The 25,208-nt window shown below is 41.8% G+C and carries 24 protein-coding genes and 5 tRNA genes; 22 read left to right on the top strand and 7 right to left on the bottom strand.

Annotated features, from left to right (window positions below; all coding sequences use genetic code 11):
- Window positions 1–65: 65 nt before the first annotated feature.
- From FN831_RS10780 to FN831_RS10680, 21 genes are all read left to right on the top strand, one after another.
- Entirely contained in the window at window positions 66–953 is an 888-nt protein-coding gene (locus FN831_RS10780; protein ID WP_142528240.1) for a ComEA family DNA-binding protein, read from the top strand.
- Entirely contained in the window at window positions 946–1,473 is a 528-nt protein-coding gene (locus FN831_RS10775; RefSeq protein WP_142528239.1) for an adenine phosphoribosyltransferase, read from the top strand. The genes FN831_RS10780 and FN831_RS10775 overlap by 8 nt, the downstream gene beginning before the upstream one ends.
- A gap of 164 nt (window positions 1,474–1,637) precedes the next feature.
- Window positions 1,638–2,810, top strand: coding sequence for an acyl-CoA dehydrogenase family protein (locus FN831_RS10770; RefSeq protein WP_142528238.1), 1,173 nt, complete (start codon window positions 1,638–1,640; stop codon window positions 2,808–2,810).
- 261 nt (window positions 2,811–3,071) lie between these two features.
- Complete coding sequence (rpsU, locus tag FN831_RS10765; RefSeq protein ID WP_041878250.1) at window positions 3,072–3,266, top strand: 30S ribosomal protein S21; 195 nt, start codon at window positions 3,072–3,074, stop codon at window positions 3,264–3,266.
- Between the two features lie 116 nt (window positions 3,267–3,382).
- Window positions 3,383–4,267, top strand: coding sequence for a tyrosine-type recombinase/integrase (locus tag FN831_RS10760; protein ID WP_142528237.1), 885 nt, complete (start codon window positions 3,383–3,385; stop codon window positions 4,265–4,267).
- A 14-nt stretch (window positions 4,268–4,281) separates the two neighbouring features.
- Window positions 4,282–4,629 (top strand): ribosome hibernation-promoting factor, HPF/YfiA family, encoded by a 348-nt coding sequence (gene hpf / locus FN831_RS10755; protein WP_142528236.1) that lies wholly within the window; start codon window positions 4,282–4,284, stop codon window positions 4,627–4,629.
- Between the two features lie 177 nt (window positions 4,630–4,806).
- Window positions 4,807–4,879 (top strand) — tRNA-Thr (locus FN831_RS10750).
- A gap of 41 nt (window positions 4,880–4,920) precedes the next feature.
- Window positions 4,921–5,003 (top strand) — tRNA-Tyr (locus FN831_RS10745).
- 10 nt (window positions 5,004–5,013) lie between these two features.
- Window positions 5,014–5,086, top strand: a tRNA-Gly gene (locus tag FN831_RS10740).
- 79 nt (window positions 5,087–5,165) lie between these two features.
- Window positions 5,166–5,237, top strand: a tRNA-Thr gene (locus FN831_RS10735).
- A gap of 130 nt (window positions 5,238–5,367) precedes the next feature.
- The gene (tuf, locus tag FN831_RS10730) at window positions 5,368–6,555 is read left to right on the top strand and encodes an elongation factor Tu (protein WP_068403186.1); all 1,188 of its coding nucleotides are present in this window, start codon (window positions 5,368–5,370) and stop codon (window positions 6,553–6,555) included.
- 110 nt (window positions 6,556–6,665) lie between these two features.
- Window positions 6,666–6,736, top strand: a tRNA-Trp gene (locus tag FN831_RS10725).
- A gap of 13 nt (window positions 6,737–6,749) precedes the next feature.
- Window positions 6,750–6,944 carry a preprotein translocase subunit SecE gene (gene secE / locus FN831_RS10720; RefSeq protein WP_142528235.1) on the top strand — a complete coding sequence of 65 codons (195 nt, stop codon included), beginning with the start codon at window positions 6,750–6,752 and terminating at the stop codon, window positions 6,942–6,944.
- A gap of 9 nt (window positions 6,945–6,953) precedes the next feature.
- The gene (nusG, locus tag FN831_RS10715) at window positions 6,954–7,496 is read left to right on the top strand and encodes a transcription termination/antitermination protein NusG (protein WP_041878241.1); all 543 of its coding nucleotides are present in this window, start codon (window positions 6,954–6,956) and stop codon (window positions 7,494–7,496) included.
- Window positions 7,497–7,573: 77 nt separating this feature from the next.
- Window positions 7,574–8,017, top strand: coding sequence for a 50S ribosomal protein L11 (gene rplK / locus FN831_RS10710; protein WP_037443979.1), 444 nt, complete (start codon window positions 7,574–7,576; stop codon window positions 8,015–8,017).
- A gap of 23 nt (window positions 8,018–8,040) precedes the next feature.
- On the top strand, window positions 8,041–8,739 hold the full coding sequence (rplA, locus tag FN831_RS10705; RefSeq protein WP_090559092.1) for a 50S ribosomal protein L1: 699 nt from the start codon (window positions 8,041–8,043) through the stop codon (window positions 8,737–8,739).
- 2 nt (window positions 8,740–8,741) lie between these two features.
- On the top strand, window positions 8,742–9,266 hold the full coding sequence (rplJ, locus tag FN831_RS10700; RefSeq protein WP_142528234.1) for a 50S ribosomal protein L10: 525 nt from the start codon (window positions 8,742–8,744) through the stop codon (window positions 9,264–9,266).
- Window positions 9,267–9,330: 64 nt separating this feature from the next.
- On the top strand, window positions 9,331–9,705 hold the full coding sequence (rplL, locus tag FN831_RS10695) for a 50S ribosomal protein L7/L12 (RefSeq protein ID WP_142528233.1): 375 nt from the start codon (window positions 9,331–9,333) through the stop codon (window positions 9,703–9,705).
- 154 nt (window positions 9,706–9,859) lie between these two features.
- Complete coding sequence (gene rpoB, locus FN831_RS10690; RefSeq protein WP_142528232.1) at window positions 9,860–13,663, top strand: DNA-directed RNA polymerase subunit beta; 3,804 nt, start codon at window positions 9,860–9,862, stop codon at window positions 13,661–13,663.
- A gap of 75 nt (window positions 13,664–13,738) precedes the next feature.
- Window positions 13,739–18,031 (top strand): DNA-directed RNA polymerase subunit beta', encoded by a 4,293-nt coding sequence (gene rpoC / locus FN831_RS10685; protein WP_142528231.1) that lies wholly within the window; start codon window positions 13,739–13,741, stop codon window positions 18,029–18,031.
- Between the two features lie 194 nt (window positions 18,032–18,225).
- The gene (locus FN831_RS10680; protein ID WP_142528230.1) at window positions 18,226–18,540 is read left to right on the top strand and encodes a DUF3467 domain-containing protein; all 315 of its coding nucleotides are present in this window, start codon (window positions 18,226–18,228) and stop codon (window positions 18,538–18,540) included.
- A gap of 4 nt (window positions 18,541–18,544) precedes the next feature.
- On the opposite strand, the gene miaA is transcribed toward FN831_RS10680, so the two are convergent.
- The 6 genes from miaA to FN831_RS10650 all read right to left on the bottom strand — a co-directional run bounded on the left by miaA (window position 18,545) and on the right by FN831_RS10650 (window position 24,198).
- Complete coding sequence (gene miaA, locus FN831_RS10675) at window positions 18,545–19,468, bottom strand: tRNA (adenosine(37)-N6)-dimethylallyltransferase MiaA (RefSeq protein WP_142528229.1); 924 nt, start codon at window positions 19,466–19,468, stop codon at window positions 18,545–18,547.
- A complete protein-coding gene (locus tag FN831_RS10670) occupies window positions 19,468–20,130 on the bottom strand; it encodes an IS1096 element passenger TnpR family protein (RefSeq protein WP_142528228.1) in 663 nt (220 codons plus the stop codon). Before FN831_RS10670 ends, miaA begins: the two co-directional genes overlap by 1 nt.
- A gap of 41 nt (window positions 20,131–20,171) precedes the next feature.
- A complete protein-coding gene (locus FN831_RS10665; RefSeq protein WP_142528227.1) occupies window positions 20,172–21,587 on the bottom strand; it encodes a CCA tRNA nucleotidyltransferase in 1,416 nt (471 codons plus the stop codon).
- A gap of 72 nt (window positions 21,588–21,659) precedes the next feature.
- The gene (locus tag FN831_RS10660; RefSeq protein ID WP_185960451.1) at window positions 21,660–22,226 is read right to left on the bottom strand and encodes an L-threonylcarbamoyladenylate synthase; all 567 of its coding nucleotides are present in this window, start codon (window positions 22,224–22,226) and stop codon (window positions 21,660–21,662) included.
- A gap of 26 nt (window positions 22,227–22,252) precedes the next feature.
- Complete coding sequence (locus tag FN831_RS10655; RefSeq protein WP_142528225.1) at window positions 22,253–23,380, bottom strand: glycosyltransferase family 4 protein; 1,128 nt, start codon at window positions 23,378–23,380, stop codon at window positions 22,253–22,255.
- Window positions 23,380–24,198: a 2,3,4,5-tetrahydropyridine-2,6-dicarboxylate N-succinyltransferase gene (locus tag FN831_RS10650; RefSeq protein WP_142528224.1), complete on the bottom strand. Its 819-nt coding sequence runs from the start codon at window positions 24,196–24,198 to the stop codon at window positions 23,380–23,382. The genes FN831_RS10655 and FN831_RS10650 overlap by 1 nt, the downstream gene beginning before the upstream one ends.
- A 77-nt stretch (window positions 24,199–24,275) precedes the next feature.
- Between FN831_RS10650 and FN831_RS10645 the strand changes: the two genes are divergently transcribed.
- Complete coding sequence (locus FN831_RS10645; RefSeq protein WP_142528223.1) at window positions 24,276–24,692, top strand: RNA-binding S4 domain-containing protein; 417 nt, start codon at window positions 24,276–24,278, stop codon at window positions 24,690–24,692.
- Here FN831_RS10645 and FN831_RS10640 read toward each other — a convergent pair.
- Window positions 24,686–25,168, bottom strand: coding sequence for a nucleoside deaminase (locus tag FN831_RS10640; RefSeq protein WP_142528222.1), 483 nt, complete (start codon window positions 25,166–25,168; stop codon window positions 24,686–24,688). The genes FN831_RS10645 and FN831_RS10640 overlap by 7 nt on opposite strands.
- Window positions 25,169–25,208 lie beyond the last annotated feature (40 nt).

Below are 25,208 nucleotides of genomic sequence, written 5' to 3'. Positions count from 1 at the left end.
GAGATTTAGTTCGACCTCAAAAATAAGATTTATATTTCTAAATAACGGCAGTACATTGTTGGGCGATGAGAAAATGGCTTAATATATACTTCGATTTTTCGAAAAGGGAATATAATGGCTTGCTGGTGCTGATTTTTATACTGACCGCGCTTACCCTTATACCATCTTTTTTTGAATTCCTTCTGCCAGAGAACGATGATTTGATGCCTGATAGTATTGCAATCAGAAAACTGGAACTCGTGGAGATGGAACGTCACAGGCATGAATACAGGAAAAGCGCTGCAAAAGTGTCCCGCCTGTTCAGGTTTGATCCCAATCATACCAGCGCTTCCGACTGGCAGTTGCTTGGTTTATCGCCCAAACAGGCGGCAGTGATCATACGGTATACAGAAAAGGGCGGGCGTTTCCGTAAGAAGGAAGATTTGAAAAGGATGTTTGTGGTGCGTGCCGACTTATACGAGCGGTGGTTGCCTTATATGACTATCCGCCCTGAGGATACGGTTGCATTTGTAAAACACCAGGTTCATCAGTTTGCTGAACGCGCGGCCGTGCTTGTGTCCTTGAATAGCGCAGATACGATCCAGCTTGATGCTGTTAAAGGAATCGGCCCCGCCTTTGCAAGAAGGATCGTTAAATACAGGGAGGCAATAGGAGGCTTTTATAAAAAAGAACAGCTAAAGGAAGTTTACGGAATGGACAGTCTCCGATACAATGAAATAAAGGACCAGATTATCCTGGACAAAGCCCAGGTCAGGACCATCTTTATCAATAAGGTTGAGTTTGATGATTTGAAGCATCATCCTTATTTAAGATATAAACAGATCAATGCCATCATACAATATAGGAAACAACACGGAAATTATAGTAATATTGCGGAGTTGAAAAAGATAGCTATACTGCCTTCGGAAACGGTTGATAAGTTAGCCCCCTATATTTCATTTGATCATGATTGAAACAAAAATAAAACAGATTGTGCGCGATGTAAACGATTTTCCAAAACCGGGAATCGTGTTTAAAGATATTACACCAATATTGAAGGATGCAGTTTTATGTAATGCCATCGTTGCTGCGCTGGCAGATCAGCTCTCAGAAATTAAGGTGGATGTGGTTGCAGGAATTGAAAGTCGCGGCTTCTTATTTGGTTTGTCGCTGGCCAACTATCTGGGGGTGCCTTTTGTGCCGATGCGCAAGGCTGGTAAACTTCCCTATAAAACGGTACAGCATTCGTACGATCTTGAATACGGAAGTGCAACGCTTGAAATTCATGAGGATGCCTTTCTCCCTGGTCAGAATGTGCTGATCCATGATGATCTGCTGGCCACTGGTGGAACTGTTATTGCGGCTTCCCGGCTGATCGAAAAACTCGGTGCAGTAGTTGCAGGTTACTCGTTTATCATCGCACTTGATTTTTTGAACGGACGGGACAGACTGTTGGAGTTTTCTCCCAATAATTATGCGCTTGCGTCTTATTAAGATTTTGAGACAAAATACCCTGAACTATTTTATTTCTGATTTATGCCATTCTCTTCATTTGTACAGGGTAATTGAACTAAATACCATTTCGTTCTTCCTGTAGGCAAATATTCAATTGTTGTTGCTGCACCTATATACGTTATCATTGCATCAACAAAATAACAATGCAGGACACACTCGCTCAAAATACCGGTTACGACTTTAACGTTTCGGAGAATCAACAGATGATCCGCCAGATGGTGAAAGACTTTGCTGAGAAAAACATTCGTCCGCATGTGATGGAATGGGATGAAATACAGCATTTCCCTGTAGAAGTATTTAAAGAGCTGGGCAAGCTAGGGCTGATGGGCGTACTCGTTCCGGAAGTTTATGGTGGTTCTGGATTTGGTTATCAGGAATATGTGGATGTGATCGTTGAGATCTCTAAGGTTTGCGGATCGATCGGCTTATCTCTTGCTGCGCATAATTCTTTGTGTACCGGGCATATTATGACCTTTGGTACGGAAGAACAAAAACACAGATGGTTGTCAAAACTTTCAACAGCAGAGTGGATCGGTGCATGGGGCTTAACTGAAGCCAATACAGGTTCAGATGCCCTGAGAATGATGACCACAGCTACGCTGGAAGGCGACCACTATGTAATCAATGGTTCTAAAAACTGGATCACTCATGGTAAATCCGGCGATGTTGCCGTAGTCATGGTGCGGACAGGCGAAAAGGGGGATTCCAAAGGGATCTCTGCTATCGTGGTAGAACGCGGTACTCCAGGTTTTTCTGCCGGTAAGAAAGAGAACAAAATGGGGATGCGCGCATCCGAAACTACAGAAATGATATTTGATAACTGCCGGGTTCCGGTAGCCAATTTACTGGGCAATGAAGGCGAAGGCTTTAAACAGGCTATGAAAGTGCTTGATGGCGGAAGAATTTCTATCGCAGCACTGTCACTGGGTATTGCCAAAGGAGCATACGAGGCTGCGTTGGATTATGCACAGGAACGTCACCAGTTTGGACAACCAATCTCAAATTTCCAGGCCATCAGCTTTAAGCTGGCGGATATGGCTACAGAGATTGAGGCCGCAGAGCTGCTGATCAGACAGGCAGCAGATATGAAGAACCGCGGTGTAAAAATGACAAAGGAATCCGCTATGGCTAAATACTTTGCTTCTGAAGTATCTGTAAGGACTGCCACAGAAGCGGTGCAGATCTTTGGCGGCTATGGATATACCAAAGATTTCCCGGTAGAGAAGTTTTACCGCGACAGTAAGTTGTGTACGATAGGCGAGGGGACATCCGAAATACAAAAAATCGTAATTGCAAGAGAAATACTGAACGGGTAATACTGTTCAGCTGATCACCGAATATTCTAACCAAATATAATTAAACAATCCGGTGCGCTGAAAAGGTGTACCGGATTTTTCATTTGTATAATAAGTTCCGATGCAGTGCCTGCGACTTTTTGAATCTTTCGGGGCGGACCGTTCAATTTTCTCTCTTAATACATTGATATTTTGGAGGTTTTTAAAATTAAATGCTGATAATCCATATTAATGTATTACCTTTGCAGTCCTAAAAACAACGAGAGGAGGTATTTTAACGTTATGATCATCATTAATATTAAAGACGGCGAATCACTAGATAAAGCCTTAAAACGTTTCAAGAAGAAATTTGAGAAAACTGGTGTGTTGAGAGAACTACGTAGCCGTCAGGCATACGAGAAAAAATCTGTTGCTCGTCGTACATTGGTTAAACACGCGATTTATAAAGAAAATATGCACCTGGAAGGAAAAATTTAATCTTACCAGATATTTTTATATAAAATATATTAAGCGCCGAAGGATATTTCCTCCGGCGCTTTTTTTTTATATACATATTGTGTACATTGACCCTACAGGATACAAATTTTTGATGCATGTCAGTCGAATCCTTTTTAACATATATCCAGCACGAGAAGCGTTATTCTCCACATACCGTACTTGCCTACAGAACGGATCTTGTGCATTTTACAGACTATATCCTGGATACTTATGAACTTGCGCCCGAAGAGGCCAGGCATGTGCACATACGGGATTACATTGTCCGCCTGATGGATGAGCAGATCGGCGCAAATTCCATCGGCAGAAAACTGTCCAGCCTCCGCAGCTTTTATAAATTCCTGCACCGCCGTAAAATCATTACCGGAAGTCCGATGGCGATGATCAAAGCGCCGAAGGTGCCTGTCCGTTTGCCGGTATTTGTGGATGACGAGAAACTGGATTATCTGCTGGATTCGGGCGAGTTCTTTGATGATACCTTTCCCTCTATTCGCGATAAGCTGGTGATCGAGGTGCTTTTTGGAACAGGGATGCGGCTTGCCGAACTTTTGGGGCTGAAAGTGACTGATATTGATTTTTATGAAGAAACGATCAGGGTTTTGGGAAAAAGGAAAAAAGAAAGAATTATTCCGGTGACCAAACAGCTTGTGGTTCAGTTAAAAACGTATATTGAGCTTAAATCATTGCAGAATTTTAATAACAAAAGTGAAGACTTGTTCGTTACTAATAAAGGAACGGCAGTTTACCCGCTCTTTATCTACAAGATTGTAAACAGTTATTTGACGTATATTTCCACACAGGACAAGAAAAGCCCTCATGTATTGCGGCATTCTTATGCCACAAGCCTGCTGAACAGGGGAGCGGATCTGAACGCGATTAAGGAATTACTTGGCCATGCCAGTCTGGCGGCTACACAGGTGTACACACACAATTCTATTGAAAGATTAAAAACAATATATAAACAAGCCCATCCAAAGGCATAAAAAAGGAGGAAAACATGAAAATTACAGTTCAATCAATCCATTTCAATGCAGACCACAAATTGTTGGATTTCATTCAGAAGAAAGTTGACAAACTGGAGCAGTTCCACGACCAGATTATCAGTGGAGAAGTCTATTTGAAACTAGAGAATGTAGAAGATGAGGCTAATAAGATAAGTGAGATAAAACTGAGTGTTCCGGGAGGGGTATTGTTTGCAAAGGAACAATGCAAGAGCTTTGAGGAGGCTACGGATTTATCAATTGAATCGCTAAAAAAACAAATCACCAAACATAAAGATAAAACAAGAGCAAAACTTTCAGAGCATAAAGCGCTGCTGAATGCGAATGAAGTGACTGATTATTAGGAAACTATTTTCAGAACTTTTGAAGGAAAAACCAGCAGTACCAAAACTGCTGGTTTTTTTTTGAAAATAGTTTTGCAAGTAACAATTATTCTTGTAGATTTGCATTCCAATTCGGAACAGGGGTTAACCCTTAAAGAGCTGGTTTGTTCTGTGAATGTTTAGTAAAAAATAATAAAAGCCTCCTTAGCTCAGCTGGTAGAGCAACTGACTTGTAATCAGTAGGTCATTGGTTCGATCCCGATAGGAGGCTCTTTTAAACCTGCATTGTAAGATGAGACGGTTTAGGAGAATGGGGGGATACCAGAGTGGCCAAATGGGACAGACTGTAACTCTGTTGTCGCAAGACTTCGAAGGTTCGAATCCTTCTCCCCCCACATTATAAAAGCGAAAGTAGCTCAGTTGGTAGAGCGATAGCCTTCCAAGCTATAGGTCGCGAGTTCGAACCTCGTCTTTCGCTCTTCGTTCAAAGGGCAGTCGGCAGGATGGTCACAGTGTAAATGCCAGACCGGTATTGAGATTGTGAAGAGAATAAAAAAGCCGACGTAGCTCAGCGGTAGAGCACTTCCTTGGTAAGGAAGAGGTCATGGGTTCAAGTCCCATCGTTGGCTCAGGAATAAAACATAAACGAGGCTTTGTTAACTCTGTTAGTATGGACAGAATCAACAAGGTTTTTTGTATTGAAATTGTATTATAACAATAATTAAAAATAAAAGTTAACCTACTAATAAGTATAAAAACATGGCAAAAGAAAAGTTTGACCGCAGCAAGCCGCACTTAAACATCGGCACTATCGGTCACGTTGACCACGGTAAAACAACCTTAACAGCAGCTATCACTAAAGTGTTATCTGATGCTGGTTTATCTGAGGCGCGTTCATTTGATTCAATTGACTCTGCACCAGAGGAAAAAGAAAGAGGTATCACGATTAACACTGCACACGTTGAGTATTCAACAGCTAACCGTCACTATGCACACGTTGACTGTCCAGGTCACGCGGATTACGTGAAAAACATGGTTACTGGAGCTGCACAAATGGATGGAGCAATTATCGTTGTAGCTGCTACAGACGGTCCTATGCCACAAACTCGCGAGCACATTCTATTGGCTCGTCAGGTAGGTGTTCCTTCATTGGTAGTTTTCATGAACAAAGTGGATATGGTTGACGATCCTGAATTACTTGAATTAGTAGAGATGGAAGTTCGTGAATTGTTATCTTTCTATGATTTCCCTGGTGATGACATCCCTGTTATTCAAGGTTCTGCCTTAGGTGGTTTGAACGGTGATGAGAAATGGGTTGGAAAAATCATGGAATTAATGGATGCTGTAGATAGCTACATTCCAATTCCTCCACGTTTGACTGAGCTTCCATTCCTGATGCCTGTTGAGGACGTATTCTCGATCACTGGTCGTGGTACTGTTGCAACTGGTCGTATCGAGCGTGGTGTAATCAACTCTGGAGATCCTGTTGAGATCCTGGGTATGGGTGCTGAAAATCTTAAATCAACTGTAACAGGTGTTGAGATGTTCCGTAAGATCCTTGATTATGGTGAAGCTGGTGATAACGTAGGTTTATTGTTACGTGGTATTGAGAAAACTGATATCCGTCGTGGTATGGTTATCTGTAAACCAGGTTCTGTAACTCCTCACACTGATTTCAAAGCTGAGATCTATGTATTATCAAAAGCAGAAGGTGGACGTCACACTCCATTCTTTAACAAATACCGTCCGCAATTCTATTTCCGTACCACAGACGTAACAGGAGAAATCACGTTACAAGAAGGAACTGAAATGGTTATGCCAGGTGATAACGTTACAATCAATGTTAAATTGATCAACGCAATCGCAATGGAAAAAGGTCTTCGTTTCGCTATCCGTGAGGGTGGTAGAACAGTAGGAGCTGGTCAGGTAACTGAAATTGTAAAATAATTTTAAACCCTCCGGGGATTAAAATTTATAATAAAACAAAGTACCCGGGATAACGCCTGGGTACTTTGTTCTAAAAAATGTTTGTATTAACCTCCGGGTTGATCATATACACGGGAATAGTTCAACGGTAGAATAGAGGTCTCCAAAACCTTTGATCAGGGTTCGAATCCTTGTTCCCGTGCAAAAACTTAAATATGGCTAGCATAGTTCAATTTATTAAAGAATCGTATGAGGAGATGACCCAAAAGGTTACCTGGCCTACATGGGGAGAGCTGCAAAGCTCTGCGGTGCTGGTGCTGGTAGCTTCTTTGATTATTGCAGTTGTTATCTTTGCAATGGATAAAGGGTCTACATTTGTTTTGGATACTTTTTATAAATCACTCAATTAATATTGCTAAATGAACGATCAGCTAAAATGGTATGTAGTTAGGGCGGTAAGCGGAAAAGAGAAGAAGGTAAAACAGTATATCGATTCTGAAATAAGTCGTTTAGGTTTCTCCCATCTCGTTCCTCAGGTATTGATTCCAATGGAAAAATACTACCAGATGAAAGAGGGAAAAAAGATTGCAAAAGAGCGCAACTTTTACCCTGGATACGTTTTGATTGAAGCTACGTTAGATGGTGAGCTGGAACACATTATAAAAAATGTAAACAGTGTAATCGGTTTCTTAGGTGATAAAGGCGGCAATCCGGTTCCAATGCGCCAGGCAGAGGTTAACCGTATCCTTGGTAAGGTAGATGAAATGAGCCAGCAGGGTGAAACCATGAATGTGGCTTATTATGTTGGAGAGAACGTTAAAGTAATGGACGGTCCTTTCAACGGATTTACCGGGGTGATTGAAGAAGTGAACGAAGAGAAAAAGAAATTGAAAGTTATGGTGAAGATCTTTGGACGTAAAACTCCGCTGGAACTGAACTATATGCAGGTAGAAAAAGAATAGAATACTATTATAAAGACCTTAAATGTTACATGCTTCCAACATTTTAACATTGAGTATTACAATTAACAAAACAGAAAATGGCAAAAGAAGTCAGTGCGCTTGTTAAATTACAAATCAAGGGTGGAGCTGCAAATCCATCACCACCGGTAGGACCTGCGTTAGGTGCTAAAGGGGTGAACATTATGGAGTTTTGCAAGCAGTTCAACGCTCGTACCCAAGATAAGCCTGGTAAAGTATTACCCGTTGTAATTACTGTTTATGCTGACAAGTCTTTCGAATTTATCATCAAAACCCCTCCGGTTGCTATCCAGTTAAAGGATGCTACCAAATTAGCGAGTGGTTCTGCTGAGCCCAACCGTAAGAAAGTTGGTTCGGTGACTTGGGATCAGGTTAAGTCAATTGCTGAAGATAAAATGACTGATTTAAATGCTTTCACTATCGAATCGGCAATGAGTATGGTTGCCGGTACAGCACGCAGTATGGGAATCACCGTTAGCGGCGATGCACCCTGGACAAATTAATTAACAATAAACAGTTTACAACAGTGGCTAAATTAACAAAAAATCAAAAAAAGGCACATGCTAAACTAGAAATCGGTAAAACGTATTCTTTACAGGATGCGGCTGCTTTGGTAAAAGAAATCACAACTACCAAATTTGATGCTTCGGTTGATATCGACATCTCATTAGGCGTTGATCCGCGTAAAGCGAATCAAATGGTTCGTGGTATCGCTACTTTACCACACGGTACAGGTAAAACTGTACGTGTATTGGTTCTCTGTAATCCTGACAAGGAAGAAGAAGCTAAAGCGGCAGGTGCAGATTTCGTAGGTTTAGACGAATATGTAGCCAAGATTGAAGGTGGATGGACTGATGTTGACATTATTATCACTACTCCTGCTTGTATGGCAAAAGTAGGTAAACTGGGCCGCGTTTTAGGTCCACGTAACCTGATGCCAAACCCTAAATCAGGAACTGTTACCAACGATGTTGGAAAAGCAGTTACTGACGTAAAAGGCGGTAAGATTGATTTTAAAGTTGACAAAAGTGGTATCATTCATGCTTCAGTAGGAAAAGTATCATTCCCAGCGGAAAAAATATATGAAAATGCATTAGAAGTACTTCAGGTAATTTCTAAGCTGAAACCATCTGCTGCAAAAGGAACTTATTTTAAAAGCATTCACGTGTCTTCTACAATGAGCCCTGGAATTGCAATCGAAACTAAATCAGTAGCGGGTATCTAATTATGAACAGAGAAGAAAAAAACGAAGTAGTTTCGGCTCTTCAAGAGAAGATGCAGGAATTTGGTAATTTTTATATTGCCGACACATCAAGCTTATCTGTTGAGAAAGTTAACAACATCCGTCGCAAATGTTTCGAAAGCGGTATTGAAATGCAGGTTGCTAAAAATACTTTGATCAGAAAAGCGATCGAAGGATTGGAAGGCGATAACTCAGATATTTTCGCAGCTTTAAAAGGCCAGTCAGCGATCTTATTCTCAAGAACAGGTAACGGTCCAGCTAAGCTGATCAAAGCCCTGAGAAAAGGCGGAGCTGATAAGCCAGTATTAAAAGCAGCATTTATTGACACAGCGATCTTTGTTGGAGATAATCATTTAGATGCATTAGTAAGCCTTAAATCAAGAGAAGAGCTTATTGGAGACATCATTGGCTTGTTACAATCACCAGCTAAAAATGTTATTTCTGCCCTTAAATCAAGTGGTGGTAAAATCGCAGGAATTGTTAAAACTCTTCAGGAAAGAGAAGGTTAAGGAACACCTTATAAGTTCTATAATAATAAATTCATTTACGTAAAATATTTAAAACTCTATAATCATGGCAGATTTAAAAGCGTTTGCTGAGCAATTGGTAAACTTAACAGTTAAAGAAGTTAACGAATTAGCTCAAATCCTTAAAGACGAGTATGGTATCGAACCAGCTGCTGCTGCAGTTGCTGTTGCAGGTCCTGCTGGTGATGCTGCTCCGGTAGCTGAAGAAAAATCTACTTTCGATGTAATCCTGAAAGAAGCTGGTGGTTCTAAACTGGCAGTTGTTAAGTTGGTAAAAGACTTAACTGGATTAGGTTTGAAAGAAGCTAAAGACTTAGTTGATGGTGCACCAAAAGAAGTTAAAACTGGTGTTTCTAAAGACGAAGCTAACGCTTTGAAAACTCAATTAGAAGAAGCTGGAGCAGTAGTTGAGATTAAGTAATCACTTAATTTTAATATAACTTCAAACATAGACTCCGACTGTCCAGTCGGAGTCTATACCTGTTTATATACATTTCATCTAAGTTTGGTTGGTGGGATGTACACGGCAAACCAAACAAATAGTTTATTCTTAAACTAAATTTAACTTTAGTACCTTGGCAAATAAAGTCGACCAAAGAGTAAATTTTGCACGTAGTAAGCACATCATAGATTACCCAGATTTTCTTGATGTACAGTTGCAATCATTCAGAGAATTTTTCCAGATAGAAACTACATCAGACAACCGTCACACTGAAGGCTTGTTTAAAGTATTTGCTGAAAACTTTCCAATCACAGACTCCCGGAACATTTTCGTTCTGGAATTCCTTGATTATTTTATTGACCCGCCGCGTTATGATATACCTGAGTGTATCGACCGTGGGTTAACTTATAGTGTTCCCTTAAAGGCAAAGTTGAAATTGTCTTGTAATGATGCGGAACACGAAGATTTTGAAACTATTATTCAGGATGTATATCTGGGAACTATCCCATATATGACTCCAAAAGGTACTTTCGTGATCAATGGCGCGGAGCGTGTAATTGTTTCTCAGTTACACAGGTCACCAGGTGTGTTCTTTGGCCAGAGCCGTCACACCAATGGTACCAAGCTTTACTCGGCCCGTGTTATTCCTTTCAAAGGATCATGGATAGAGTTTGCTACTGACGTGAACAACGTCATGTATGCATACATTGACCGTAAGAAAAAGTTCCCGGTTACCACACTGTTGCGTGCGATCGGTTACGATTCTGATAAGGACATTCTTGAGCTGTTCGACCTTGCTGATGAAGTAAAGGTGAGCAAATCAGGTTTGAAGAAATACATCGGACGTAAACTTGCCGCAAGAGTTTTAAGAAAATGGGTTGAAGATTTTGTAGATGAGGATACCGGTGAGGTAGTATCTATTGATCGTAACGAAGTGATCTTGGACAGGGATACTGTTTTAGAAGATGAGCACATTGATATGATCATTGATGCTGGTGTAAAAACGATTATCTTATCTAAAGATGATGGTGCAAGCCAGGCTGATTATACAATTATATATAATACATTACAGAAGGATACTTCGAACTCTGAAAAAGAGGCTGTTGAAAACATCTATCGTGCACTGCGTAACGCAGAACCGCCTGATGAGGAAACTGCAAGAGGTATCATCGAGCGTTTGTTCTTCTCGGATAAACGTTATGACCTTGGAGACGTAGGACGTTACAGGATCAACCGCAAGTTGAAAATGGATACGCCTGATCACGTTAAAGTATTAACAAAAGCGGATATTATTGCAATTGTTAAGTACCTGATTAAACTGATCAACTCCAAAGAAGAAGTGGATGATATCGACCACTTGTCAAACCGTCGTGTACGTACAGTAGGTGAGCAGTTATATGCTCAGTTTGGTGTAGGTCTGGCGCGTATGGCACGTACAATCCGTGAGCGGATGAACATCCGTGACAATGAGGTTTTCACCCCAACTGATTTGATTAATGCCCGTACTTTATCGTCGGTTATTAACTCATTCTTTGGTACCAACCAGTTGTCGCAGTTCATGGACCAGACAAATCCTTTGGCAGAGATTACGCACAAGCGTCGTTTGTCAGCCTTAGGCCCAGGTGGTCTGTCACGTGAGAGAGCAGGTTTTGAGGTGCGTGACGTTCACTATACCCACTACGGCAGGTTGTGTACGATTGAAACACCAGAGGGACCAAACATTGGTTTGATTTCATCTCTTTGTGTGCATGCAAAGATCAATACATTAGGATTCATTGAAACACCTTACAAAAAAGTTAAGGACGGTATCGTTTCTGTTGATGAAGATGTAATTTATCTTTCTGCTGAAGACGAAGACGGAAAAACAATTGCACAGGCAAATGCTGAGTATGATGATAAAGGTAACTTCACTACGGCGCGTGTAAAAGCACGTTACGAGGGTGACTTCCCGATTATTGAGCCTGAGAAATTAGACTTGATGGACGTGGCGCCAAATCAGATTACTTCAATTGCTGCTTCACTGATTCCGTTCCTTGAGCATGATGATGCGAACAGGGCCCTGATGGGTTCCAACATGCAACGTCAGGCCGTACCATTGTTACGTCCTGAAGCGCCGATTGTTGGTACTGGTCTTGAAGGCCGTGTAGCACGCGACTCGAGAACGCTGATCAACGCTGAAGGCGATGGTGTTGTTGAATATGTAGATGCTAACGAAATCACCATTAAATATGTAAGAAACGATGCAGATCGTTTAGTTTCATTTGAAGGTGACAGCAAAACTTATAAATTAATCAAATTCAAGAAAACCAACCAGAACACTTGTATCAACCTGAAACCAATCGTTAAGAAAGGACAGAAAGTTGTTAAAGGACAAGTATTATGTGAAGGTTATGCAACTGAAAATGGTGAGCTGGCATTAGGCCGTAACTTAAAAGTAGCGTTCATGCCTTGGCAGGGATATAACTTTGAGGATGCGATCGTAATCAGCGAGCGTATTGTTCGTGAAGATATCTTTACTTCACTGCATATTGAAGAGTTTGAACTTGAAGTGCGTGATACGAAACGCGGGGAAGAGGAATTAACACCGGATATCCCTAACGTTTCTGAAGAAGCAACAAAAGATTTAGATGAAAATGGTATCATCCGTATCGGTGCTGAAGTTAAAGAAGGCGACATCCTGATCGGTAAGATTACTCCTAAAGGTGAGTCAGATCCTTCACCGGAAGAGAAACTATTACGTGCGATCTTTGGAGATAAAGCAGGCGATGTGAAAGATGCATCACTGAAAACACCTCCTTCGATCAAAGGTGTGGTAATTGATACCAAATTGTTCTCAAGAGCTAAGAAAACTACCAAAGCTGAAGAAAAAGCAGCGATAGAGAAGTTAGACAAGAGATATAACCTGGCTACAACAAATCTTAAAAATGAACTGGTAGATAAATTATTCCAGATCGTTAACGGAAAAACATCGCAGGGTGTTTACAACGTTTACAAAGAATTGCTGTTTGCTAAAGGTGCTAAGTTTACACAGAAAAGTTTATCTGATCTGGAATTTGCACACATCAACCCATACAAATGGACTACTGATGATGACAAAAATGATCAGATCAAATTATTGATCCATAACTATGGTATCCGTGTAAACGAAGAACTGGGTGCTTATAAACGCGATAAATTTGCGATTAGTGTAGGTGATGAGTTGCCTTCAGGAATTGTGCAGATGGCAAAAGTTTATGTAGCCAAAAAACGTAAGCTGAAAGTAGGGGATAAAATGGCAGGACGTCACGGTAATAAGGGTATTGTAGCCCGTATCGTTCGTGATGAAGATATGCCGTTCCTTGATGACGGAACTCCTGTTGATATCGTGTTGAACCCACTGGGTGTACCTTCACGTATGAACCTTGGACAGATCTATGAAACTGTATTGGCATGGGCCGGTAAAGAACTGGGTGTGAAATTTGCAACCCCGATCTTTGATGGTGCTAAACATGACGAAGTAGAAGAATGGATCGCTAAAGCTGGTGTTCCGGCTTCAGGAAGAACCTATTTACATAATGGTTTAACGGGTGAGAGATTTGACCAGCCAACAACAGTAGGTATTATCTACATGCTGAAATTAGGCCACATGGTTGATGATAAAATGCACGCCCGTTCAATCGGACCATACTCATTGATTACACAACAGCCATTGGGTGGTAAAGCCCAGTTTGGTGGTCAGCGTTTTGGTGAGATGGAGGTTTGGGCATTAGAGGCATTTGGTGCCGCTAATATCCTTCAGGAGATCCTGACTGTGAAGTCGGATGATGTGATCGGAAGGGCCAAAACTTATGAAGCGATTGTAAAAGGCGAGAACCTGCCGACTCCAGGTGTACCGGAATCATTCAATGTACTGGTACATGAGCTGCGCGGATTAGGTTTAGATATTACGTTAGACTAATGTTGAATTTTTTAATGCTGGAACGGGTTCATCCCGTTCCGGTTTTTTAAATTTTCAAATTCAAACAACAGAGCTATGTCTTACAAAAAGGATAATAAATTAAAAAGCAATTTCACCTCGATTACCATTAGTTTGGCATCGCCGGAGGCTATTTTAGAGCGCTCTAGTGGTGAGGTGTTAAAACCTGAGACGATCAATTACCGTACCTACAAACCAGAACGTGATGGTTTGTTCTGCGAGAGAATTTTTGGTCCGGTTAAAGATTACGAATGCCACTGTGGCAAATACAAACGTATCCGTTATAAAGGTATTGTTTGTGATCGTTGTGGTGTTGAGGTAACGGAGAAAAAAGTACGCAGAGAGCGTATGGGACACATTAATCTTGTTGTTCCTGTGGCGCACATCTGGTATTTCCGTTCACTGCCAAATAAAATCGGTTATTTATTAGGCCTTCCTACAAAAAGACTTGATTTGATCATTTACTACGAGCGTTATGTAGTTATTCAATCAGGTTTAATGGAAGAACAGGGTATCCAGTACATGGATTTCCTTACTGAAGAAGAATACCTTGATATTTTAGATAAATTACCAAAAGAAAACCAGTACCTGGATGATAAAGATCCTAATAAATTCATCGCCAAAATGGGTGCTGAAGCATTAGAGGATTTACTGAAACGTATTGACTTAGATACTTTATCTTACAACTTACGTCACCAGGCTGCAAACGAGACTTCACAACAACGTAAAAACGAAGCGTTAAAACGTTTACAGGTTGTTGAAGCTTTCCGTGGTGCAAGAACACGCATTGAGAACAATCCTGAATGGATGATTATCAAAATTGTTCCTGTTATTCCACCGGAATTGCGTCCGCTTGTACCTCTTGAAGGTGGCCGTTTTGCTACTTCAGATTTAAATGACCTGTACCGTCGTGTGATTATCCGTAACAACCGTTTAAAACGTTTGATCGAGATCAAAGCACCGGAAGTAATTTTACGTAACGAAAAGCGTATGCTGCAGGAAGCTGTGGATTCGTTATTTGATAACTCACGTAAAGTAAATGCAGTAAAAACTGAAGGTAACCGTGCATTGAAATCTCTTTCAGATATCCTGAAAGGTAAACAAGGTCGTTTCCGTCAGAATCTATTGGGTAAACGTGTGGATTATTCGGCACGTTCGGTAATTGTTGTAGGTCCAAACCTTAAATTACATGAGTGCGGTTTACCAAAAGATATGGCAGCAGAGCTGTTCAAACCGTTTATCATTCGCAAGATGATTGAACGCGGTATCGTTAAAACGGTAAAATCTGCAAAGAAAATTGTAGACAGGAAGGACCCTTTAGTGTGGGATATCCTGGAGAACGTTTTAAAAGGACACCCTGTATTACTGAATCGTGCGCCTACGCTGCACAGATTGGGTATCCAGTCCTTCCAGCCTAAATTGGTTGAAGGAAAAGCAATCCAGTTACACCCATTGGTGTGTACTGCATTCAACGCGGATTTTGACGGTGACCAGATGGCTGTGCATTTACCTTTGGGTCATGCTGCTATTTTGGAAGCCCAGGTACTGATGCTTGCTGCACACAACATTCTGAACCCTGCGAACGGTACGCCAATTACGGTACCATCTCAGGATATGGTTTTGGGTCTTTATTATATTACTAAAGGCCGTAAAACTGACGAAGGACGTGTAGTTAAAGGACAAGGTTCTTCATTCTATTCTCCTGAAGAAGTAATCATTGCTTACAACGAGAAAAGAATCGATCTTCACGCGTTTATCAAGGTTAAGGTAAATGTGAAAGATGCTGATGGAGTGATCACCAATAAATTAACTGAAACTACTGTTGGACGTGTACTGTTTAACCAAATGGTACCGGAAGAAGTAGGATATATCAATGAATTGCTGACCAAGAAATCCCTTAGGGATATCATTGGTGATGTAGTGAAGGTTACCGGTATGGCACGTGCATCCAGATTCCTGGATGATATTAAAGAGCTTGGTTTCCTGATGGCATTCAGAGGTGGATTATCGTTTAACCTGCAGGATGTAAACATCCCTGTTGAGAAACATGCTTTATTGGAGCAGGCTTCGGCAGAGGTTGATGAGGTAAGGAATAACTATAACATGGGATTCATTACCAATAACGAGCGTTACAATCAGATCATCGATATCTGGACCCGTATCAATAACCGTTTAACATCATTCGTGATGACGCAGTTATCGAGCGATAACCAGGGCTTTAACTCAGTTTACATGATGCTTGACTCCGGAGCACGTGGATCTAAAGAGCAGATTCGTCAGCTTTGCGGAATGCGTGGTCTGATGGCAAAACCTCAGAAATCTGGTTCAGGTGGTGAAATTATTGAAAACCCGATCCTTTCAAACTTTAAAGAAGGACTGTCAGTATTAGAGTACTTTATCTCTACTCACGGTGCGCGTAAAGGTTTGGCGGATACGGCGTTAAAAACTGCGGATGCGGGTTACCTGACACGTCGTTTACATGATGTTGCCCAGGATATGATCGTTAACTCTGCAGATTGCGGTACTTTGAGAGGTATGTATACTACTGCCCTGAAAGATAACGAAGATATCGTTGAGCCATTGTATGACAGAATCTTAGGTCGTATTTCGCTGCATGACGTATTTAACCCGCTGAATGGTGAATTATTGGTTTCTGCTGGTCAGGATATCGACGAGGATATTGCGAGAGCAATTGACGAATCACCGGTTGAAGGTGTTGAGATCCGTTCTGTACTGACTTGCGAAAATAAGAGAGGTGTTTGTGCATTGTGTTACGGACGTAACCTTGCCACTGGTAAACGTGTTCAGAAAGGTGAAGCTGTCGGCGTAATTGCTGCACAGTCAATCGGTGAGCCGGGTACACAGTTAACACTGCGTACATTCCACGTGGGTGGTACCGCATCAAACATTGCTGCTGAATCTCAGATCAATGCGAAGTTTGATGGTATCATCGAATTTGAGAATGTTCGTACTGTAGCAAATGATACAGGTGAAGAAGGTGTGAAACAAATTGTACTGGGACGTTCCGGCGAGTTCAAAATCGTTGAAGAAGGTACCGGCAAAGTGATCATGACCAACAATATCCCTTATGGTTCATTCCTTTACGTTGAAGAAGGAGCCAAAATTTCTAAAGGCGATAAGATCTGTTCATGGGATCCGTACAATGCGGTAATTATCTCAGAGTTTGCCGGTAAAATTGAGTTTGATGCCATTATCGAAGGTGTTACCTTCCGTGAAGAGTCAGATGAGCAAACCGGTCACCGTGAGAAAGTAATTATTGATACACGTGATAAAACTAAAAACCCTTCTGTTAGGGTTGTAGATAAAAAAGGCGAACTGATCAGACAGTACAACATCCCGGTTGGAGCTCACGTTTCAATTGATGATGGAGAAGCTGTTAAAACTGGTCAGATCCTTGTTAAGATTCCACGTGCAACAGGTAAAACAAGAGATATTACGGGTGGTTTACCACGTGTAACTGAATTGTTCGAAGCACGTAACCCATCTAACCCGGCTGTAGTAACCGAGATTGATGGTGTGGTAACCTTAGGTGGTGTGAAACGTGGTAACCGTGAGATGACTATCGAATCGAAAGATGGCGAAGTTAAAAAATATCTGGTTCCATTGTCTAAACACATCCTTGTACAGGATAACGACTTTGTAAAAGCTGGTATGCCATTATCAGACGGATCAATTTCTCCTGCGGATATCTTAGCGATCAAAGGACCTGCCGCTGTTCAGGAATACCTGGTAAATGGTATACAAGAGGTTTACCGTTTACAGGGTGTGAAGATCAATGATAAACACTTTGAAGTAATCGTTCACCAGATGATGCAGAAAGTCCACATTGAAGATCCGGGAGATACAACGTTCTTGGAGAATAACTCTGTTGACCGTTGGGATTTCATGATCGAAAATGATGAGATCTATGACAAAAAAGTGGTAATCGATGCTGGTGATTCAAATACTGTTAAACCAGGTCAGATTCTTTCTCTGCGTAAATTAAGAGATGAAAATTCTCAGTTAAAACGTAAAGATCTGAAACAGATCGAAGTTCGTGATGCAAGATCGGCAACTGCCAGTTCTGTATTACAGGGTATCACCCGTGCTTCATTAGGTACGAAATCATTCATCTCTGCAGCTTCCTTCCAGGAAACTACAAAAGTATTGAACGAAGCTGCGATTGCAGGTAAACGTGACAATATGCTTGGGTTGAAAGAGAACGTAATTGTAGGTCACTTAATTCCTTCGGGAACTGGTGTTCGTGGTTACGAACGTATCATTGTTGGTTCACAGGAAGAATATGACAAACTGTTAGCTTCTAAACAAGAAGAAGAAGTAGACGCATAGTCTTTCAGATAAATACTAAAATCCTCCCTGATGATTCAGGGGGGATTTTTTTTTGCTCAATTTTATCGTCTATTATCATAACTTATTCGCCAGAAGGATCGGCGGCCACATTAAGCATGGATTCTGATTGTGTGCTGCAAATTATTTTTTGGTTTAGCTAACAGCTTAAGCATTTAAAGAAGTAGTTTTGCTATATGGAGAATCAAAACAACGATAATCAGATTAACATCGAGCTTTCTGAAGAAGTGGCAGAGGGTATATTTTCAAACCTGGCAATCATCACACATTCGAATACAGAATTTGTAGTTGATTTCATCAGGGTGATGCCGGGCTTGCCGAAAGCAAAAGTAAAATCAAGAATTATTCTTACGCCTGAACACGCCAAAAGATTAATGCTGGCCATGCAGGACAACATAGAGAAGTTTGAGGCGCTTAACGGCAGGATAAAAACACAGGAAGAGACTACCGGGTTTCCGATGAATTTAGGAGGCCCTACGGCGCTGGCTTAGACAGTTATTTGCCCAAAATCTGATCAACATACCTGATCACTGCAGTCGCCGGGGATTGTGGTTCAAACCACTGTATATCTTTGTCACGTCTGAACCAGGTGAGCTGACGTTTCGCAAAACGACGGGTATTTTGTTTGATCTTATCTACTGCTGCTTCGTACGTGAGCGTCCCGTCCAGATAATCAAACAGTTCCGCGTAGCCTACCGTTTTCAGGGCGTTGTAGTCCCTGTACTGCGTTACGCCTTTAACTTCATCCAATAAACCTTCAGCGAGCATCAGATCAACCCTGTGGTTGATTCTTTGATAAAGCAGATCGCGGTCCAGGTTCAGTCCGATTTTAATGATATTGAAGGGCCTTTCTTTTTTGCTGTTGGTGAGAAAGGCAGAAACCTTCTTTCCGGTAGACAGAAAAAATTCCAGTCCGCGGATCATGCGTTGCGGATTAAACTGGTCTACCTTTGCATAGTACTCAGGATCTGCCGCTGCCAGCCTCTCTTTGATCGGTTCCAGCCCTTCTATCCGGAACAGGGCGTTCAGTTCTTCCCTGATCTGCATATCGGTATCAGGCAGTTCATCCAGCCCTTTTGTTACTGCATCCAGGTAAAGCCCGGAGCCGCCCACCATAATCGCTGTATTGTTTTTAGCAAAAATCCCTGCAAGCACTTCCAGCGCCTGCTTTTCAAAATCTCCGGTGCTGAAAAACGTGGTAATGGAATGGGAATCAATAAAATAGTGTTTTGCTGCAGCCAGTTCTTCAGGACTTGGTTTGGCTGTTCCGATAGAGATCTCACGGAAGAACTGCCTTGAATCAGCAGAGATGATCTCTGTAGAAAGGTGCCGGGCCAACTCAATAGCTAAAGCAGTTTTACCTATTGCTGTTGGGCCAGCGATTACAATTAATGTTTTATTTTTGCCATTGTCTGGCATTAGTAGTCTTCCTTGCTGTCAAATTCTTCGTCACCGAAATCATCGCCTTCAGCAAAATCGTCATTGTCTTCATCCTCTTCTTCGTCTGCATCATCGCTTTTTTCTGAGGTAGTAATACCCCTGCCGTCCATAGCTTCTATCTCTTCAGAATCTTCCGGAACAAAATCCATTTCATTGAGGAAATCAAAATCACTGGATGCAGGAGTTGCTGCCGTAGCTGCGATTGCTGCTGCTGCGCCGTTGGTAGAGTCAAATATTTTTGGGGCTTCACCAATACTTTTGAAAAGTACCGGGTATTCTATATTTGGATCAGTAGTCAGAATAATTTTGATCAGCTCCACATGAAAATCGAAAGGGCGGTCAAAATTATAGATGTAATAGAACTTTTGGTGCGGGTCTTCGATAAATTTGCTCAATTTTGCATTTTCCATCAGGGCAACACCACGATCAATCTTTCTTTGGTTTGGAAGATAAGCAATCTCATCGCCTTTGATCCAGTGATCAGAACTTACATAAAAAGAAGAAGACTTCTCCGCACTGTACCCTGTAGAACGATGTACGGCCTTATGCAAATCTTCAAAGGTTTGGGTTGATTTGATGTCGATCTCACGAACTACCTCATCGAAGTCTTCAAAACTAATTCTAAATCTATAAACTGCCATTTGAGCTTTATTTCTATTTATAAAATTATAAAATATTTTTATTATTTGGGTTGCTCCGTTACCGGTACCAATCCAAATTCTTTTCCCTTAATGAGCATAAATGCTAACGCTTCATCGTAAGAGTTTGTTATCTCGCCTTCGAGAATTGCTTCGCGAATGGCATTTTTGATCAGGCCAACTTCCTTTCCGGCTGCAAGTCCGAAAACTTCCATTATATCCGTTCCGGTAACAGGGGGCTGCCAGTTTCTTATTTTGTCCCGTTCTTCAACATCCTTAAGCTTTTGTTTTACCAGCTCAAAGTTATTGCGGTATTTCTTAACCTTATACTCGTTTTTGGTGGTTACATCAGCGTTGCAGAGCAGCATCAGGCTTTCAATGTCTTCTCCCGCATCAAACAGTAAACGCCTTACCGCAGAATCGGTAACTACTTCCTGTGCCAGCACAATCGGCCGCAGGTGCAGCTGTACCAGCTTCTGTACAAACTTCATTTTCTCATTCAGCGGAAGTTTAAGCTGTGTAAAGATCTGCGGCACCATTCTGGCGCCCTTATCCTCGTGACCATGGAAAGTCCAGCCATGGCCTTCTTCAAAGCGTTTGGTAGCAGGCTTGGCTATATCGTGCAGGATTGCTGCCCAACGCAGCCAGAGATCGTCTGTGACTTCACAAATATTGTCCAGTACCTGCAGGGTATGATAGAAATTATCTTTGTGCCCTTTGCCATTGATCACTTCTACACCATACAGGCCGGCCATTTGCGGAAAGATCAAATGCAGTAGACCGGTATCAAAAAGATATTTAAAGCCGATAGAAGGTACCGGTGACAATATGATCTTATTCAGTTCATCAGTAATACGTTCTTTGGAAAGGATGCTTACCCTGTCTTTTTGTTTTTTTATGGCCTCCAGTGCCTGTTCATCAATACTAAAATTAAGCTGGGCAGCAAAGCGGATGGCACGCATCATACGCAGGGGATCATCAGAAAAAGTAATTTCCGGATCAAGCGGCGTACGTATTAATTTCTCTTCAATATCTTTTACGCCATTGAAGGGGTCTACCAGCTGGCCGAAGTTTTCTTTATTCAAAGAAATAGCCAGGGCATTAATGGTAAAATCGCGTCTGAGCTGATCGTCTTCGATGGTGCCGTTTTCTACGATAGGTTTGCGGGAGTCTGCCCTGTAAGATTCTTTACGGGCACCCACAAACTCCAGTTCGAGGTCGCGGTACTTCAGCATTGCAGTACCAAAATTCTTGAAAACCGCAACTTTGCTCTTCAATGCTGCACCGGCGCGTTCTGCGAAATCAATACCGTTGCCCAAAACCACGATATCTATATCCTTGGACGGCCTGTTGAGGAATATATCCCGGACATAACCGCCGATGACATAGGCTTCGATATTACTCTCTGCGGCAATGTCGGCGAGTACCTTAAAAACAGGATGTCCTAGATTTTTTTTCAAAATGAATTATTCGTTATGGATAAAGCTATCCAGGCTTGTACTGGTTTATTGAGGTTGCAAAAGTACTAAAACTTACTTTCTAATAAAGGAAAATTGCCCCGATGGACTTAATTTCATTATTGTTGAAGATTTCTTGTTATTCCTCAGCTCCTGTTCCCAGTCTACAATATAATCAACTGAGTCTTTAATTTTTGGGTCTATCTCATCAAAAAGCTGCGGTGTAGGCTGTCCGGAGATATTTGCTGAAGTGGATGTGATGGGTTTGCGGAAGCGCTGCAGCAGCTGCTGTACAAACTCATGTTTGATGATCCTGATCCCGATGCTGCCATCAGCACTGATGACATTTGGTGCTACATTTTTTGCGCCAGAGAAAATGATGGTAAGCGGATGCTCTGCATATTCAATCAGGTCATATGCCACTTCAGGTACGTCATTTACATAACTCTGCAGTTTTGAATCATTGTCCAGCAGGATGATAAAGCTCTTGTCAGATGAGCGCCCTTTGATCTGATTGATCTTTTCCACAGCTTCGGCATTGGTGGCATCGCAGCCTAATCCCCATACGGTATCTGTTGGATAAAGAATTACACCACCATTTTTAAGTACGGCCAATGCTTTTTCAATTTCTGTTTTTAGCATGCCGTAAATTTATTAAATAATCTTTGTTATTTAAATTTTACGAGCTCTTCGTAACAATTCATCAGCTGACGGGCGAGGGGCTGTGTATCAAAATTCCGGGCATATAGTAAACCTTTTTCTTTCATCTCTGCCGCGAGTGCGGGATTTGAGACAACATCGTTGATGGCTTTTGCAAGCGCTCCTGCATCTGATGGGTTGATATACAGGCTGTCAGGGCCTCCGGCTTCTTCAAGGCAGGAGCCTGTGGCCGCAATAACGGGGATTCCACCATATAAGGCTTCGATGATCGGAATACCGAATCCTTCATAGAAGGAAGGATAAACGAATACCGTGGCCAGCTGATAGATAGCAGGAAGGTCTGAAAAAGGAATGTCTTTCAGGAAGATCACTCTTTCTGTAAGGTTCAGCCGGTCGGTTTCTGCCACAACCTGTTTTGCATAATCCTGTTTTTTTCCAACAACCACCAGCTTGTACTCCTGAGGTACATTTGCCAGTGCCTGTACAATGAGCAGCAGGTTTTTTCTTGGTTCAATTGTGCCTACGTTCAGAATATATTTTTCCGGTAACTGGTACTTCTGACGGATCTTCTCTTTGAATGGGGCCGGTAAAAGCTCCTTAAAAGAATCGTCGCAGGTCTGGTAAATTACTTCAATTTTTGCGGGATCGGTTTGATAGAGTTCAATGATATCCTTTTTTGTCTGCTCACTGATCGCAATAATCCTGTCGGCAAATTTACAGGCGTATTTGCTTTTGAAGTTATATATCGTACGGTCGATGTACTTATAGTTTTCTGGAAGACGCAGGAAAATAAGGTCGTGTATGGTTACCACTATTTTGGGCTTTCCAGTGTGCATCCCAAAAGGGATCTCATTGCTGAGGCCGTGGTAGATGTCGATATGGTCTTCCAGCAGCTGTTTTCTTACGCCAACACTTCTCCACCAGAATCCTGGTTGTTTGCCGGTTGGTAATTTGAGATGGATGTTGTCCTTTTCAAGGAAGAAGCTGATTTGTTTAGCGCTCTTTACTTTTGGGGAATAAACATAATAATGGTTTTGATGGAAAAATTCTGACAGCTGTAAGATCAGCGATCTGCTGTAGTTGCCTAATCCTGTCAGGTTATTTGCTGCCCTTTTTCCATCAAAACCAATATTCATTAAACAGCGACGTTATTTTCTCTTAATGCATCATTAAGTGAGGTTTTCTTATCTGTAGATTCTTTACGCTGCCCGATGATCAGTGCACATGGAACCTGGTATTCTCCCGCAGGGAATTTTTTAGTATAGCTGCCCGGGATCACTACTGATCTTGCAGGAACGATGCTCTTGTATTCTACCGGTGAACTTCCTGTTACATCAATGATCTTTGTAGAGGCGGTTAATACCACATTGGCACCCAGTACAGCTTCGCGTTCTACACGCACCCCTTCAACAACGATCGCTCTTGAACCCAGGAAACAATTGTCTTCAATGATCACCGGTGCAGCCTGGATGGGTTCAAGGACACCACCGATACCCACACCACCGCTCAGGTGAACATGTTTTCCGATCTGTGCACATGATCCTACCGTTGCCCAGGTATCTACCATTGTACCTTCGTCTACATAAGCACCAATATTTACATAAGAAGGCATCATGATCACTCCCTTGGCTAAATATGCACCATAACGGGCACTTGCACCGGGAACAACACGTACACCAAGCTCTTTGTAATTGGTTTTTAATTTCATTTTATCATGAAACATGAAAGGACCGTTAGTGATTTCTTTCATTTCTCTGATTGGAAAATAGAGGATAACAGCTTTTTTGATCCATTCGTTTATTCCCCAGGAATTCAGAATAGGCTCAGCAACACGAATTTCTCCTTTATCCAACTGCATTACTACAGATTCGATAGCCTCACAATATTCAGCATACTCCAATAAGGATCTGTCTTCCCAGACAGCCTCTATTAACTTTTTCAGTTCTTTGTTCATTGTAATTCTAATTTTTGCACAAAATAAATCAATTTTATCTATTGACCGATCTTTTACTTACGTATTTTTGATTTTTTATGGCAGAGCAGGAAAAATTACGGATAGATAAATACTTGTGGGCAATCAGATTGTTCAAAACAAGAACTTTAGCAACAGAAGCCTGTAAGGCTGGTCGGGTGAAGATGAACGGCCAGAATATCAAAGCTTCTGTAGTGGTAAAACCGGGAGATGTATACCAGGTTTCAAAGGGCATAGAAAAGAAAGTAATTGAAGTTGTAGAACTGCTCTATACCAGGGTAGAGTCTAAAATTGCAGTGACCAAATACAGGGATATTACTCCTGTTGAAGAAACGCATGCGTATAAATCGATGTTTCATGCGCCGGTACTGACCAGGGATAGAGGAGCGGGGAGGCCTACCAAGCGCGACCGCAGGGAGATTGACGACCTGACGGATAATCTTTTTGACGAGGAAAAAAAAGAAACGGATCAGTAATGGATCTTTCTTCCTGAATCTTCCCAGAGTTTAAATGCCTCTTGTGCTTCGTCGCGCAGCAGCTCAGTTACCTTCACTTTACGCGCATGCACAGGCTTCTCCAATTCTTCATAGATGAACTGATCATCGAAGCCGATCTCAGCGGCATCTGATTTGGTATTGCCCTGGTATATGATATCTATTCTGGCCCAGTAGATTGCACTGAGGCACATCGGGCAGGGTTCACAGCTGGTATAGATCACGCATCCTTTAAGATCATAAGTTTTTAGCTTTTTGCAGGCCAGCCTGATCGCAGATACTTCTGCATGTGCCGTAGGATCATTGGTAGTGGTTACCCTGTTCCCGCTTTTGGCCACCATTTTGCCGTCCTTTACGATCACTGCCCCAAAAGGCCCGCCAAGGTTTTCCGATACATTTTTTTCGGCAAGCGCAATGGCGATGCGCATAAACTTCTCATGTTCCTGCTCTTTATTCATTCCTGTGTTTTAAAATACAGCACAAAAAAAATGCCCCGTA

The sequence above is a fragment of the Pedobacter westerhofensis genome (genome assembly GCF_900182595.1).
Classification (GTDB): domain Bacteria; phylum Bacteroidota; class Bacteroidia; order Sphingobacteriales; family Sphingobacteriaceae; genus Pedobacter; species Pedobacter westerhofensis.
This window is presented reverse-complemented; position numbering and strand designations above follow the sequence as displayed.